The following is a 14,255-nucleotide window of genomic DNA, read 5'->3' as shown; positions in this document are numbered from 1 at the left end:
CGTACCGTCAACCAGAACCCGCTGCCTCAAGGCTCGTGCGGCCTCATGCTCAGCATTGGCCAGCGAACCCTTGTGGGGAGGTCCATTATGCACTTCGCCTGTCGAGCATGGCGCGCGCAATCGTGCCCGCGTCCACATACTCGAGCTCGCCCCCGACGGGAACACCGCGCGCCAGGCGGCTCACCTTCAGCCCGCGCGCCTTCAACATTTCGCTGATGTAATGGGCGGTCGCTTCGCCCTCGTTGGTGAAATTGGTGGCCAGCACGACTTCATTGACGAGGCCGTCCGCGGCGCGGTTGACCAGCTTCTCGAGGTGCAAATCGCGCGGGCCGATGCCGTCCAGCGGCGACAGCCTGCCCATCAGCACGAAGTACAGGCCCTTGTAGGTCAGGGTCTGCTCGATCATCAGCTGGTCGGCCGGGGTCTCGACCACGCACAGCAGCGCATGGTCGCGCTCGGGGTCCGCGCACAGTTCGCAGACGTCGAGCTCCGAGAAGGTATTGCACATGGCACAGTGGTGCACCGCCTCGACCGCCTGGTAGAGCGCGCGCGACAGCATCGCGGCGCCCTCGCGGTCATGCTGCAGCAGGTGGAAGGCCATGCGCTGCGCCGACTTCGGTCCGACGCCCGGCAGGCGGCGCAGGGCCTCGGTCAGGAAGTCGAGCGATTTGGACATGATGGTGTGGACTTATTCGGCACGAAAGGCGGCCAGCGCCTCGGCCGTCATGGTGGGAACGAATTCGGTGATCTCGTAGCGCGCCACGCCGGCCTGGTGGAAGGGATCGTCGCGCAGCACGGCTTCGAGCTCCGCGCGGCTGGCCGCATGGGCGATGATTATGCCGCCGTCGCGCGGCTCCTTGCGCCCCGACATCAGGAACAGCCCGCGCGCATACTGCTCGGCGAGGAAGGCGCGGTGCGCTTCCAGGAAAGCGTCGATGCGCGCCAGCGGCGCCGTGTAGGTCAGGGAGACGATGAACATCAGAACGGCATCTTGAAGCCCGGCGGGATCGGCAGGCCGGCGGTCAGGCCGCTCATCTTTTCCTGGCTGGTGGCTTCGGCCTTGCGGATCGCGTCGTTGAAGGCGGCCGCGACCAGGTCTTCCAGCATGTCGCGGTCGTCGCCCAGCAGCGAGGGGTCGATCGAGACGCGCTTGACGTCGTTCTTGCAGGTCATGACGACCTTGACCAGGCCGGCGCCCGACTGGCCTTCGACCTCGATCAGAGCCAGCTGATCCTGCGCCTTCTTCATGTTGTCCTGCATGGCCTGGACCTGCTTCATCATGCCTGCGAGCTGGTTTTTCATCATGGTGCTGTTCTCCAATAAAGTCGGGTGAAACGAAAAGATATCAGGTGCCGATCGGGCGCACCGAACCGGGCACCACGAAGGCGTCGAAGGTCTGCTCCAGCGCCTGGATGAAGGGATCGGCGGCGACCGTTTCCTCGGCTTCGCGCTGCAGCTGCTCTCGGCGCGCCCGGGCTTCGGCGCTGGCGGTGTACCAGACCGGTCCGATCTCGGTATCGACATTGATGCGTACCGCCGGAAACCGTTCCTGCAGGGCGGCGCACAGCTTTTCGCTGTTGCCGCTGGCGCGCAGGGTATCGACCGGCACGCGCAGGCGGAAGGTGGCGGAGGCGCCGTCCGAGCTGCAGTCGACCAGCTCGGTCTGGAAGGCGAGCTGCTGGGCCACGCCGCGCAGCGGCAGCGAGGCGGCCAGCGCCGGCCAGTTGCCGTCCCAGCCGATCGCCGGCACCGGCGTGATCGTGTAGGCATGCGGCGCCGCGCTCGGCGCCTGCACGCGCGCGGTCGGCGGCGGGCTCACCGCGGCCGGAGCCTCGGCGGCGACCGCGGTGTCGTCGGAAAATTCGGTCACCCAGGAGGGCGGCTCGTCATCGGCCACCGCCTGGTCATGGGCCTGGCCCTGTGCCTGCGCCTGCTGGGCGGCGCGGGCCATCGCCGGCGGCTGCTGGACGGCTGCCTGCGGCTGCGGACGCGCGGCCGGCTGGTCCCAGGGGGCCGGCGCGGACGGGCGCGCGGACGGCGCGGGCGCCGGTGCGGCGCTGGCAGCCGGCGCCGGGCCGGGCGCGGGCGGTGGCGCCGCCGGAGCAGGCGCCACCGCGGCCGGCTGCGGTGCGGCGGCAGCCGGCGCTTCGGACGGTCCAGGCGGACGGCGGCCGCCACCGCCGGTCGTCATGCGCGCCGCGGCGCGCGCCGCTTCCAGCGCCGCATTGATGGCGGCGCGGGCCGGGCTCAGCGCGGCTGCAGCGCCGGAAGCCTGGGGCGCGGCCGCCTGTACGGCTTGCTGTGCGGCAGGCGCGGCAGGGGCGCTGGCGGCAGGCGGCGGCGCCATCGGACGTGCGGGGGCAGCAGCGGGGGCAGCAGCGGCGGCGGCAGCGGCCGGACGCGCGGGCTGGGCCTGCGGCAGCGGACGCGCCAGCGCGGCCGGCGCCGGGCCGGCGGCCTGCTCGGCCCCGCCCTGTCCCGGGCGGAAGGCCAGCATGCGAAGCAGGGTCATCGTGAAGCCGGCGTACTCGTCCGGCGCCAGGCCGATCTCGTTACGGCCGTGCACGGCGATCTGGTAATACAACTGCACTTCCTGCGGATCGAATACGCTTGCCAGGCGCTGGATATCGGCCAGTTCCGGCAGGTCTTCCGGCACCGCGGTCGGCACGGTCTGGGCCAGGGCGATGCGGTGCAGCAGCGTGCCGAGGTCCTGCAGCGCGCCGTTGTAGGACAGGCTGCGGCTGGCCATCTCGTCGGCCACCGCCATCAGGTCGGCGCCGTCCTGGCGCGCCAGTGCATCCAGCAGGCGCACCAGGTAGGACTGGTCGAGCGCACCCAGCATGCCCTGCACCGCGTCGAGCGTGACGGCGCCGGCGGCGTAGGCGATCGCCTGGTCGGTCAGCGACAGCGCGTCGCGCATCGAGCCGTGGGCGCCTTGCGCCAGCAGGCGCAGGGCCGGCTGTTCGAAACTCACGCCTTCCTGGCCCAGGATGTTTTCCAGGTGGCCGACGATGTGGCCGGGCGGCATCTGCTTCAGGTTGAACTGCAGGCAGCGCGACAGCACGGTCACCGGGATCTTCTGCGGGTCGGTGGTCGCGAGGATGAATTTCACGTGCTCGGGCGGTTCCTCGAGCGTCTTCAGCATCGCGTTGAAGGCGTGGTTGGTGAGCATGTGCACCTCGTCGATCATGTAGACCTTGAAGCGTGCATTGCTCGGCGCGTACACCGCCTGTTCCAGCAGCTGCGCCATCTCGTCGACGCCGCGGTTCGAGGCCGCGTCCATCTCGACGTAGTCGACGAAGCGGCCGGCGTCGATCGCGCGGCAGGGTTCGCAGACCCCGCACGGCTCGGCCGTGATGCCGCCCTGCCCGTCCGGGCCGATGCAGTTGAGCGACTTGGCCAGGATGCGCGACAGTGTCGTCTTGCCCACCCCGCGGGTGCCGGTGAACAGGTAAGCATGGTGCAGGCGTCCGGTACGCAACGCATGGGTCAGGGCACGGACCACGTGCTCCTGGCCAACCAGCGTTTCGAAGTTCCTGGGACGGTATTTGCGGGCGAGGACTTGATAGGACATACCGCGATTTTACCGTAGACCGGGCCTGGAGCGGCAACTTTGGACGCTCGCCGGGGATTTGGTATGCAGAAACAAAAACAGCTGCACGCGGCAGCTGTTTTTAATGAATTCAAGAGGCGAGCCTGATCTGCGGCACTTGCGGTGAACGGCTTTGGCTGCTTCGTTCCCGACCTGACCAGGTAAACCATGCCGCAATGCGCAGGGGCCCGCCAGCGCTCATTATAACCTAGCATGCGGCCGGCGGCAAACCGCAATAAACGATGATCCGCGCCAAGTACATGGCACTACTATATATAGTGCGCGTACACGGCGCGAATGGAATCCCCTGCCCTTACAGGCCCAGCTGCTGCCAGATCTCGTCCACGCGCGCCTTCACTTCCGGCGCCATGACGATCGGCGTACCCCATTCGCGGTTGGTCTCGCCCGGCCACTTGTTGGTGGCGTCGATGCCCATCTTGCTGCCCAGGCCGCTGATCGGCGAAGCGAAGTCGAGGTAGTCGATCGGCGTGTTGTCGACCAGGACCGTGTCGCGGGTCGGATCGACGCGGGTCGTGATGGCCCAGATCACTTCCTTCCAGTCGCGCACGTCGACGTCCTCGTCCACCACCACGATGAACTTGGTGTACATGAACTGGCGCAGGAAGCTCCAGACCCCGAACATCACGCGCTTGGCGTGGCCGGCGTACTGCTTCTTCATCTGCACCACCGCCATCCGGTAGCTGCAACCTTCCGGCGGCAGGTAGAAGTCGGTGATCTCGCTGAACTGCTTCTGCAGCAGCGGGATGAAGACTTCGTTCAGGGCCACGCCCAGCACGGCCGGCTCGTCGGGCGGCTTGCCGGTGTAGGTCGAGTGGTAGATCGGGTCGCGCCGCATGGTGATGCGGTCGATGGTGAACACCGGGAACCAGTCCTGTTCGTTGTAATAGCCGGTATGGTCGCCGTACGGGCCTTCCAGCGCATGCTCGAAGCCGGACGGGTGGTTTTCATCCGGGTAGATATGCCCTTCCAGCACGATCTCGGCGGAGGCCGGCACCCGCAACTCGCTGCCGATGGCCTTGGTCAGCACCGTGCGCTGGCCGCGCAGCAGGCCGGCGAACTGGTATTCGGACAGGGTGTCCGGCACCGGGGTCACCGCGCCCAGGATGGTGGCCGGGTCGGCGCCCAGCGCCACCGCCACCGGATAGGGCTGGCCCGGGTTGGCGATGCAGTGCTCGCGGAAATCGAGGGCGCCGCCGCGGTGCGCCAGCCAGCGCATGATGACCTTGTTCGGCCCCAGCACCTGCTGGCGGTAGATGCCAAGATTCTGGCGCTTCTTGTGCGGGCCCTTGGTAATCACCAGGCCCCAGGTGATCAGGGGCGCGATGTCGCCGGGCCAGCAGTGCTGGATCGGCAGGCGCGCCAAGTCGACGTCCTTGCCTTCCCAGACGATCTCCTGGCAGGGGGCGCCCTTCACTTCTTTGGGCGACATGTCCCAGACCGACTTGACGAGCGAGCCCAGGTTCATGATGTCCCTGAAGCCCTTGGGCGGCTCCGGCTCCTTCAGGCGCGCCAGCACGTGGCCGATCTTCCTGAGCTCGCCAATATCGTCGGCGCCCATGCCCAGCGCCACCCGGCGCGGCGTACCGAACAGATTGGCGAGCACGGGAACTTTATAGCCGGTCGGGTTATCGAACAGAAGAGCTGGCCCACCAGCCCGCAGCGTGCGGTCGCAGACTTCTGTCATCTCAAGATTCGGCGAAACCGGCACTGAAACATGTTTTAATTCACCAATATCTTGCAACTTGGCAATAAAATCTCGTAAATCCGAATAGTTCATCTAGTTTTTAATTCTTTTTTACATCTTTTGAGCTGGGCTAACAATCGGCGGCAAGTGGTTGATTTGCCACGGAATTGATGAGCTAGGCAAGAAAAGTTAGATTTAAAAGTAATAACGCACGATTGAGCTAGTATTGACTTGATATAAACCAGCTTCTACAATCCGGCGTACTAAGTGAGGCAGGCCCGTCCAAGACGTGATTTTAGCCGGTCTCATACTTTCACGGGGTCGGGGCCCCAACGACATTGTAGGAGTGTTTTCACAGGGCGTCTGCCCTACCAACCCCGAGACAGTTGTTAGCCACTGGGCGCCTCCACTGCAGCGCGGCCCAGCTGTAGCAAGCAATGACGGCGTTCCTCGACCGCGACAGGCGGCGACGGACGGTTTCTGATGCACGGCATTAGTACCCTTAACAGCAGCGCTTTTTGCGCCGCACGGGGCCGCTTTTTCCGCGACAAAGGAGAGACGATGATTCATCGCTTCATCGGTACGAGCGCAAGGCTCGTCCAAAACATGGCCAGCCAGCCAGTCACGTGGTCTTCCGTGACCAAAGCGGCACGTGGTGTATTAACCACAGCACAACATACGCTGACCGTATTCGGTCTTTCCGCAGTCGCAGTACTTGCCCTGCTTTACTACCGCCCCGATCTGGCAAAACGGGTGTCGGATTTCTTGAGCCCGCAACAAACCGCCCAGGTTGCAGTCGCCCCGGTGCAAGCCCAGGCTGCCCGCGCCGAAGCCGTCGAGATCGCCAACAGCGACGACAAGCAGGCCGTACGCGCCACGCGCCAGCAGAAGTACGTGACAGAATGGCTGTCGCGCCGTTACCGGGTTGCCGGCGACGCCGCCAACATGCTGGTCTCCACCGCCTACAGCACCGCCCACGAGATCAAGCTCGACCCGCTGCTGATCCTGGCCGTGATGGCGATCGAATCGGGCCTGAATCCCTTCGCGGAAAGCCCGATGGGCGCGCAGGGCCTGATGCAGGTCATGTCGAAGGTCCACAGCGACAAGTTCGAGGAAGTCGGCGGCAAGGAAGCTGCCCTGAATCCGGTCGCCAACATCCGTGTCGGCGCCCAGATCCTGAAGGATTACGTGACCCGCACCGGTTCCGTCGAAGGCGGCCTGAAGACCTATGTCGGCGCCGCCGCCTTCGAGAACGATTCCGGCTACGGCAACAAGGTGCTGGCCGAGTACCGCCGCCTGAAGCAGGTCGCGAGCGGCAAGAACGTGCCGATCTATACCCCGCCGTCCACGCCGGCGCCGCAACTGGTGCAGAAGTCCGCACCGGCGCCGTCCAAGGCCGACAGCGTCGCCGCCGAGGTCGCGCACGGCGCGAGCCAGGCTGGCGAAACGGTCGCCGGTCTGTAACGATCCCTGGTCGAAGGCCGTCGTTGGCGGGAGCCGCGGCGGCCTTCTTTTTTTAGCAGACACGCAAGCTACCTGGATCCCCGCCTTCGCGGGGACGACGTTCAAGCGCCAACACATAAAAAAAACCGCCCCGGTCTCCCGGGGCGGTTTTTACACATCTATATATAGAGCGCAGCGATCAGCGCTTGGCGTCCGCCGCCACCTCGTCCTGGCGCAGCTTGCCCGCAAGGCGGTCCAGCACGCCGTTCACGTACTTGTGGCCGTCGATGCCGCCGAAGGACTTGGTCAGCTCGACCGCTTCGTTGATCACGACGCGGTAGGGAATCTCGATCTTGTTCTTCAGCTCCCAGGCGCCCAGCAGCAGCGCCGCGTGCTCGATCGGCGACAGCTCGGCGATCGGGCGGTCGACGGTCGAGGACAGGGTCTCGCGCAGTTCGACCGATTGCGCGATCGTGCCGTTCAGCAGCTCGGTGAAGTATTCGCTGTCGGCCTTGTCGAAGCCGTGGGCCGCGCGGATGTGCTTGGCGACCGTCGAGGCCGGCTCATTGTTCAGCAGCCACTGGTACAGGCCCTGCAGCGCGAACTCGCGCGCGCGGTGCCGCGGCGTGCGGTTCTTGTTCGGGTTGGCGTGAATGCTCTTGTCAGTCATGTTCTTACCTTGATACTTATTCGTCTTCGGCCTGCAGCTCTTCGAGACCGAGCAGCAGGTTGGCCATCTCGACGGCAACACGGGCAGCGTCCGTGCCCTTCTCGGCCATGCGCGCTTCGGCCTGCTCGTCGTTCTCGGTGGTCAGCACGGCGTTGGCGATCGGCATGCCGTAGTCCAGGCCGATGCGGGTGATGCCGGCACCCGACTCGTTCGAGACCAGCTCGAAGTGGTAGGTCTCGCCGCGGATCACGGCGCCCAGGGCGACCAGGGCGTCGAACTGCTGGGTTTCAGCCATCTTCTGCAGGGCCAGCGGGATTTCCAGGGCGCCCGGCACGGTCACGTGCAGGATGTCCTCGTCGGCCACGCCCAGGTGCTTCAGTTCCGCCAGGCAAGCCGACAGCAGGCCATGGCCGACGTCGGCATTGAATCGTGCCTGCACGATCCCGATGCGCAGGCCTTCACCCTGCATATTGCTTTCAAAAGTTCCTACCGTCATGGCTGCCTCTTTTTCTGTGTACTGTAAATAGAATAGTTGAATGGTAGCGCGTCGGGCGCGTCGCTCGCGCCTGATACGCTTGAATGCTTACGCTTCCGGCTTCGGCAGGTAGCCCGTCACTTCCAGGTCGAAACCGACCATGGAAGGCATCTTGCGCGGGTTCGCCAGCAGCTTCATCCGGCGCACGCCGACCAGCTTCAGGATCTGGGCGCCGATGCCGTAGGTGCGCAGGTCGAGGTTGGCGGCGCGGCTCGCCGGGCGCGGCGCCGACTTGTCCGCGAACTGGCTGAACAGCTCGTCCGCGGTCTCGCCGCAGTTCAGCAGCACGATCACGCCGGATTCCGCGGCCTGGATCGCCTGCATCGCCGACGACAGGTTCCACGAGTGCGTGGTCGCGCGGTTGTCGAGCAGGTCGACGACCGATACCGGCTGGTGCACGCGCACCAGGGTTTCCTTGTCGCCATCCGGCTCGCCGTGCACCAGGGCCAGGTGGGCCGAGCCGCTCGGCTTGTCGCGGAAGGCGACCAGGCGGAAGTCGCCGTGCACGGTCGACAGCTGGCGCTCGGCCACGCGCTCGACCAGCGACTCGGTCTGGCTGCGGTAATGGATCAGGTCGGCGATGGTGCCGATCTTCAGCTTGTGCTCTTCGGCGAACTCGAGCAGGTCCGGCAGGCGCGCCATGGTGCCGTCTTCCTTGATGATCTCGCAGATCACCGAGGCCGGGGTCAGGCCCGCCATCTCGGTCAGGTCGCAGCCCGCTTCGGTATGGCCGGCGCGCATCAGGACCCCGCCCTTCACCGCGCGCAGCGGGAAGATGTGGCCCGGCTGGACCAGGTCTTCCGGCTTCGCGTTCTTCGCCACCGCCACCTGGATGGTGCGGGCGCGGTCGGCCGCCGAGATGCCGGTGGTGACGCCTTCGGCCGCCTCGATCGAGACCGTGAAGTTGGTGCCGAAGGAGGTACCGTTGCGGGTCGTCATCATCGGCAGCTCGAGGCGGTCGCAGATCTCTTCCGACAGGGTCAGGCAGACCAGGCCGCGCGCGTGGCGGATCATGAAGTTGATCGCTTCCGGCGTGACGTGTTCGGCGGCGAGCACCAGGTCGCCCTCGTTCTCGCGGTCTTCCTCGTCGACCAGAATGACCATGCGCCCGGCGCGCAGTTCGTCGACGATTTCCTGGGTGGTGGAGATAGGCATGCGCAGTCCTGTGCTGAAACCCGTTATTTTAATGGATTTGCCAGTGTTTCACCGGGCCGGATGGCGGCAATCCTTGTCCCGCGCCCGCTACGCCGGCGCCAGGCCGATGAGGTTGTTGCATAATGACAACGACACCTTCGTCGATCCGCACTGTTCCAGTGCAAGAATGGCGGTTAGCAACAACTGTGCAGCCTGAAGCGCGCGGTAGAATGGATTTTTATTGCTCAACCGGAGCACCTTCGCATGACCGTCCGCCTCGTCCGCACCACCCTGCTCGCCGCCATTCTGGCCACCCTGCCGCTGGCCCCGTCCCTGGCGAACGCCGCAGCGCTCGACCTGAATGCGCCGCTGCCGGTCGCGCCCCAGCTCAAGGTCGGCAAGCTGCCCAACGGCCTCACCTACTACATCCAGCGGAACCGCAAGCCCGAACACAAGGTGGAGCTGCGCCTGGTGGTGAAGGCCGGCTCCATCCTCGAAGACGAGGACCAGCAGGGCCTGGCCCACTTCACCGAGCACATGGCCTTCAACGGCTCGACCCATTTCAAGAAGCACGAACTGGTGTCCTACCTGCAGTCGATCGGCGTGAAGTTCGGCGCCGACCTGAACGCCTATACCTCCTTCGACGAAACCGTCTACGTGCTGCCGGTGCCGGCCGAACGCAGGCAGGACCTGGACAAGGCCTTCCAGGTGCTGCAGGACTGGGCCCAGGGCCTGACCCTGAACGATGCCGACATCGACAAGGAACGCGACATCGTGCTCGAGGAACTCCGTCTCGGCAAAGGCGCCGGCAACCGCATGCAGAAAGTGCTGATGCCGAAGATGTACAACGGCTCGCGCTACGCCGAGCGCCTCCCGATCGGCAAGGAAGACATCCTGCGCAATTTCCGGCCTGACGCGCTGCGCCGCTTCTACCGCGACTGGTACCGTCCTGACCTGATGGCGGTGGTGGCGGTCGGCGACATCGACCTGGCCCAGGCCGAGCAGCTGGTCAAGCGCCACTTCGCAGGCCTGAAGAACCCGGCGGCGGAACGTCCGCGCAGCTACGCGCCGATTCCCGCGCGCACCGATACCGAGGCGCTGGTGGTCACCGACAAGGAAGCGGGACCGGCCTCGGTGCTGATCCGCTATCCGGTGCTGCCCTTCAGCGAGCGCGCCACCATCGGCGGCTACCGCGAACAGCTGGTCGAAGCCCTGTTCGCGGGCATGCTGAACCAGCGCCTGCAGGAACTGTCGCAGCTGCCCTCGCCGCCCTTCATGGGCGCCAGCAGCGCACTCGGCCGGCTGACCCCGCGCTACCGCTCCTATAACGCGGCGGCCGCGCTGGGCGATGGCGGCGCGACCCCGGCGATCGACGCGCTGGTGCAGGAAAACGAACGCGCGCGCCGCTTCGGCTTCAGCGGCGCCGAACTGGAGCGCATGAAGAAGAACGTGATGCGCACCTACGAACGCGCCTGGAACGAACGCGACAAGACCGACTCGGCCGGCATGGCCGCCGAATACATCCGCAACTTCCTGGAAGGCGAATCGATCCCCGGCATCGAGAACGAATACCGCTACGTCAGCGAACTCCTGCCCGGCATCGGCGTCGACGAAATCAACGCCTATGCGCGCCGCACCATTCCCGCTGATTCCGGCAAGCTGGTGATCTACACCGGTCCGGCCAAGCAGGACGCGCCGATTCCGACCGGCGCCGAGCTGCTGGCCGCGGTCGACGCCGCCGAACGGCGCGACGTGAAAGCGCACGACGAGAAGGCGGTGGCGGCGCAGCTGATGGACCACCCGCCCAGCCCGGGCAAGATCGTCGGCGAGAGCCGCGACGAGCGCCTCGGCACCACGCACCTGCTGCTGTCGAACGGCGTCAAGGTGATCCTGAAGCCGACCAGCTTCCGCAACGACCAGGTCCTGATGAGCGCCACGCGTTTCGGCGGCCAGAGCCTGTTCGACACCAAGGACATGGTCAACGCCCGCTACGCCGACATCATCGTCGCCGCGATGGGCCTGAAGGATTTTTCGCCGCTCGACATGCGCAAGATCCTGGCCGGCAAGGCGGCCGCCGTCAGCGCCGGCCTGGGCAACAACACCGACGTCGTCGCCGGCACCGCAGGCGCCACCGATATCGAGACCATGCTGCAGATGGTGTGGTTGAAGTTCGCCGGCGTGCGCCGCGACGAGAATCTGTATAAATCGTTCATCGGCAAGCAGATCGAACTGGCGCGCAACCGCGCCGCCCAGCCGGGCGCCCACTTCGGCGACGTGCTGGTGTCGACCCTGTACGGCGACAATCCCCGCGCGCCGCGCGCCCCGCGTCCCGAGGACTTCGCCGGCATCGACCTGGACCGTGCGATCGACATCTACCGCCAGCGCTTCTCCAGCGCGAAGGACCTGACCTTCATCTTCGTCGGCAGCTTCGACGTCGCCGCCATCAAGCCGCTGCTGGCGACCTACCTCGCCAGCCTGCCGGCGCCCGACATCCCGGTGGCCTTCCGCGACCTCGGCCTGCGTCCCGTGAAAGGCGTGGTCAAGAAAGAGGTGAACAGCGGCTCCGAAGACAAGAGCACGGTCTCGCTGACCTTCACCGGCGCCGCCGAGGTCAACGAACTGGAAGAGCTGCGCCTGTCGGCCCTGACCGAGGTGATGAACATCCGCATCATCGACCTGCTGCGCGAGAAGATGGGACTGATCTACGGCGGCGGCATGGAAGCTTCGATGACGCGCATCCCCTACAGCCACTACACGGTGGGCGTGACCCTGCCGACCGGGCCGGAAAACGTCGACAAGGTCGTCAGCGCGACCTTCGCCGAGATCGAGCGCATGCGTACCCAGGGCCCGGACCAGGCCGACCTCGACAAGGTCAAGACCAACTGGCTGCAGACCTACCGCAAGTCATTGAAGGAAAACGGCTACTGGCTGGCGGCGCTGCAGACCTCCCTGACCGAGGGCACCGACCCGGCCACCATCCTCACCTTCGACAAGGAAGTGCAGAAACTGAGCGTGGCGGACCTGAAGGCGGCGGCGCAGCGCTACCTGAAGCCGGATAACTACGTGCAGGTGGTGTTGAATCCGGAGAAGCCGGCGGCGCCGGCGCCGGTACAGGTGGCGCAGAAGGCGCCGCAGTAAATCGCCAGCCTGAGATTCGTCGTCCCCGCGCAGGCGGGGACGACGTTGATTGGCCTTGCTTACTTCAGGTACTTGTTAAACCAGCCGATCTCCCGGCTGCGCAGGTCCTTCTGGTGCTCCGGCTTGCGAAACGCATGCCCCTCCCCTTCGTAGATCACCAGCGTGGTCGGCACACCCATCGCCTTCAGGCCGTGCCAGAACTCCAGCGACTGCGCCGGCGGGCACTCGACGTCGCGTTCGCCGACGTAGATCAGGGTCGGCGTCTTCGCCGCCTTGATCGCCTCGATCGGCGAGGCCGCACGGTACACGGCCGGGTCGTCGTACATGGTGGCGCCGAAGAACGGGACCATCCACTGGTCGATGCCGTTCTGGCCGTAGTAGCTGATCCAGTTGGCGATGCCGGCGCCGGCCACCGCGGCCTTGAAGCGCTGGCTGTGGGTCACGCCCCACATCGTCATGTAGCCGCCGTAGGAGTGGCCCATCAGGCCCAGGCGCTCGCCGTCGACCGGCGCCTGCTTGATGGCGGCGTCGACGCCGGCCAGGATGTCGCGCCAGTCGCCGCCGCCGAAGTCCTTCTTGTTGGCGCTCGAAAAGGCCGTACCCTGGCCGTAGCTGCCGCGCGGATTCGGCATGAACACGAAATAGCCCTGCTTGACCAGGTCGCGCACCAGCGAATTGCCGCCTTCGCCCCCGGACACGTAGCGCGGGGTGGCCGCCGCCGCCGGGCCGCCATGGACCTGCACGATCATCGGATATTTTTTGCCGGCGTCGACCTGGCGCGGGCCGACCAGCCAGCCCTGCACCTTGTAGCCGTCATTGGTCCAGCTCACGCTCTGGGCCGAGACCACCGGCGCGAAGGATTCGTTGTCGCGGGTAATCGCATGCAGCTCCGGCAGGCGGCCGGCGACGATGCGCGGCGCGTGCTCGTAATCCTCGTGCACCGAGGCCGCCACCTTGCCGTCGGCGCTGAACACGAAGCGGCCGTCGCGCGCGGCGGATGCCGTGACCGGCCCCTTCCACAGCACGCGGCTGCTGCGGGCCTGCGGGTCGACCGCCACCACTTCGGCATCGGCGCCGGCCAGGCTTGATGCCATGATCTGCTTGCCGCGCCAGGCGATGCCGTTGAAGGTGCCGGCAAAATTCGGGGTCACGTCGACGGGCGTGCCGCCGTCGATCGACACTGTGTAGACGTCGCCGCCGACCGAGCCGAAGTCGCTCATCAGGCCACCGATGAAGGCGATCGTCCTGCCGTCCGGCGAGACGTGCGGCATGTTCATCTGCATCTTCGGCGCCGCCAGCACGCGCAGCTTGCCGGTCGCGAGCTCGACGTGGCCGAGGGTGGCGATCCACCAGTTGTTGTCGCCATTGCCCTTGGCGCTGGTGACGACGAAGCCCTTGCCGTCCGGGGTCCAGTCGTATTCGTAGACGAAGGTGTCGGCGGGCGATACCAGTTTGTAGTCGCCGCCCGCGCTTGAAACCACGGCGATGCGCTGCTCGTCTTCCTGCTCGGCCACGCCGATCTCGCCGATCTGGCGTGCGCCCGCTTCCACCGCGCCGGTCAGCTTCCTGGCGCCGACGGTGGCGAGGAAGGCCAACTGGCGGCCGTCCGGCGACCAGCGCACGGTGCTCGCCACGCCCTTGACGGTGGTTACCGGCTGCAGCTTGCCGGCGCGCAAGACGCTGACGGTGGCGGTGCCGGCCTTGGCGTCGGTGCGGATGAGGGCCATCGCACTGCCGTCCGGCGACCAGACCGGCGCCTCGATGCGGCAACCGCTGCAGTCGGACTGCTCGAAGGTCGACAACACCTTGCCGGTCGCGGTCTCGCGCACCACCACGCGCGGCGCCTGCTTCGATTCGCCCTCCACCGCCTCGAGCGCGGCGAGGCGTTCGCCGTTGCCGGAAATCGCCAGCGAGCGGTAGCTGCGCATGCCTTCCGCCGAGCTCAGTCCGGCGGCGCCCAGCAGCGCCACGAGGGCGGCGCCACGGAGGACGGTCTTCAATTCGATGGTTTCCACCTGCTTCATCCTGGTCCCTTTAT

General features: G+C 66.2%; 11 protein-coding genes and 1 other RNA gene. 2 read left to right on the top strand and 10 right to left on the bottom strand.

Going from position 1 to position 14,255, the window contains the following annotated elements:
* Window positions 1-85: 85 nt before the first annotated feature.
* From recR to ubiD, 6 genes are all read right to left on the bottom strand, one after another.
* On the bottom strand, window positions 86-676 hold the full coding sequence (recR, locus tag AM586_RS23750) for a recombination mediator RecR (RefSeq protein ID WP_047822979.1): 591 nt from the start codon (window positions 674-676) through the stop codon (window positions 86-88).
* 12 nt (window positions 677-688) lie between these two features.
* The gene (locus AM586_RS23745; protein WP_047822981.1) at window positions 689-979 is read right to left on the bottom strand and encodes a YciI family protein; all 291 of its coding nucleotides are present in this window, start codon (window positions 977-979) and stop codon (window positions 689-691) included.
* Window positions 979-1,305 (bottom strand): YbaB/EbfC family nucleoid-associated protein, encoded by a 327-nt coding sequence (locus AM586_RS23740; RefSeq protein WP_047822982.1) that lies wholly within the window; start codon window positions 1,303-1,305, stop codon window positions 979-981. Before AM586_RS23740 ends, AM586_RS23745 begins: the two co-directional genes overlap by 1 nt.
* 40 nt (window positions 1,306-1,345) lie before the next feature.
* A complete protein-coding gene (locus tag AM586_RS23735; RefSeq protein WP_060566749.1) occupies window positions 1,346-3,574 on the bottom strand; it encodes a DNA polymerase III subunit gamma/tau in 2,229 nt (742 codons plus the stop codon).
* A 112-nt stretch (window positions 3,575-3,686) separates the two neighbouring features.
* An RNA gene (gene ffs, locus AM586_RS23730) (signal recognition particle sRNA small type) lies at window positions 3,687-3,785 on the bottom strand.
* A gap of 120 nt (window positions 3,786-3,905) precedes the next feature.
* A complete protein-coding gene (gene ubiD / locus AM586_RS23725) occupies window positions 3,906-5,390 on the bottom strand; it encodes a 4-hydroxy-3-polyprenylbenzoate decarboxylase (RefSeq protein WP_082439498.1) in 1,485 nt (494 codons plus the stop codon).
* Window positions 5,391-5,903: 513 nt separating this feature from the next.
* Between ubiD and AM586_RS23720 the strand changes: the two genes are divergently transcribed.
* Window positions 5,904-6,761, top strand: a complete 858-nt coding sequence (locus AM586_RS23720) for a transglycosylase SLT domain-containing protein (protein WP_047823170.1) — start codon at window positions 5,904-5,906, stop codon at window positions 6,759-6,761.
* A gap of 178 nt (window positions 6,762-6,939) precedes the next feature.
* Here AM586_RS23720 and nusB read toward each other — a convergent pair whose 3' ends face one another.
* The 3 genes from nusB to ribBA all read right to left on the bottom strand — a co-directional run bounded on the left by nusB (window position 6,940) and on the right by ribBA (window position 9,100).
* Window positions 6,940-7,410 (bottom strand): transcription antitermination factor NusB, encoded by a 471-nt coding sequence (gene nusB, locus AM586_RS23715; protein WP_047822986.1) that lies wholly within the window; start codon window positions 7,408-7,410, stop codon window positions 6,940-6,942.
* A 16-nt stretch (window positions 7,411-7,426) separates the two neighbouring features.
* Complete coding sequence (gene ribH, locus AM586_RS23710; protein ID WP_047822987.1) at window positions 7,427-7,906, bottom strand: 6,7-dimethyl-8-ribityllumazine synthase; 480 nt, start codon at window positions 7,904-7,906, stop codon at window positions 7,427-7,429.
* A gap of 87 nt (window positions 7,907-7,993) precedes the next feature.
* The gene (ribBA, locus tag AM586_RS23705) at window positions 7,994-9,100 is read right to left on the bottom strand and encodes a bifunctional 3,4-dihydroxy-2-butanone-4-phosphate synthase/GTP cyclohydrolase II (protein ID WP_047822990.1); all 1,107 of its coding nucleotides are present in this window, start codon (window positions 9,098-9,100) and stop codon (window positions 7,994-7,996) included.
* Window positions 9,101-9,343: 243 nt separating this feature from the next.
* Between ribBA and AM586_RS23700 the strand changes: the two genes are divergently transcribed.
* Complete coding sequence (locus AM586_RS23700) at window positions 9,344-12,217, top strand: pitrilysin family protein (RefSeq protein WP_052233345.1); 2,874 nt, start codon at window positions 9,344-9,346, stop codon at window positions 12,215-12,217.
* A 59-nt stretch (window positions 12,218-12,276) separates the two neighbouring features.
* On the opposite strand, the gene AM586_RS23695 is transcribed toward AM586_RS23700, so the two are convergent.
* Window positions 12,277-14,241, bottom strand: a complete 1,965-nt coding sequence (locus AM586_RS23695) for a S9 family peptidase (protein WP_109370518.1) — start codon at window positions 14,239-14,241, stop codon at window positions 12,277-12,279.
* Between the last annotated feature and the right edge of the window lie 14 nt (window positions 14,242-14,255).

Origin of the sequence: Massilia sp. WG5 (assembly GCF_001412595.2) — a bacterium.
Taxonomy (GTDB): Bacteria; Pseudomonadota; Gammaproteobacteria; order Burkholderiales; family Burkholderiaceae_D; genus Telluria.
This window is presented reverse-complemented; position numbering and strand designations above follow the sequence as displayed.

What these genes read in the sequence shown, in the direction of transcription:
- recR (WP_047822979.1), bottom strand. Translation starts at nt 676, where the DNA reads ATGTCCAAATCGCTCGACTTCCTGACCGAGGCCCTGCGCCGCCTGCCG.
- AM586_RS23745 (WP_047822981.1), bottom strand. Translation starts at nt 979, where the DNA reads ATGTTCATCGTCTCCCTGACCTACACGGCGCCGCTGGCGCGCATCGAC.
- AM586_RS23740 (WP_047822982.1), bottom strand. Translation starts at nt 1,305, where the DNA reads ATGATGAAAAACCAGCTCGCAGGCATGATGAAGCAGGTCCAGGCCATG.
- AM586_RS23735 (WP_060566749.1), bottom strand. Translation starts at nt 3,574, where the DNA reads ATGTCCTATCAAGTCCTCGCCCGCAAATACCGTCCCAGGAACTTCGAA.
- ubiD (WP_082439498.1), bottom strand. Translation starts at nt 5,390, where the DNA reads ATGAACTATTCGGATTTACGAGATTTTATTGCCAAGTTGCAAGATATT.
- AM586_RS23720 (WP_047823170.1), top strand. Translation starts at nt 5,904, where the DNA reads ATGGCCAGCCAGCCAGTCACGTGGTCTTCCGTGACCAAAGCGGCACGT.
- nusB (WP_047822986.1), bottom strand. Translation starts at nt 7,410, where the DNA reads ATGACTGACAAGAGCATTCACGCCAACCCGAACAAGAACCGCACGCCG.
- ribH (WP_047822987.1), bottom strand. Translation starts at nt 7,906, where the DNA reads ATGACGGTAGGAACTTTTGAAAGCAATATGCAGGGTGAAGGCCTGCGC.
- ribBA (WP_047822990.1), bottom strand. Translation starts at nt 9,100, where the DNA reads ATGCCTATCTCCACCACCCAGGAAATCGTCGACGAACTGCGCGCCGGG.
- AM586_RS23700 (WP_052233345.1), top strand. Translation starts at nt 9,344, where the DNA reads ATGACCGTCCGCCTCGTCCGCACCACCCTGCTCGCCGCCATTCTGGCC.
- AM586_RS23695 (WP_109370518.1), bottom strand. Translation starts at nt 14,241, where the DNA reads ATGAAGCAGGTGGAAACCATCGAATTGAAGACCGTCCTCCGTGGCGCC.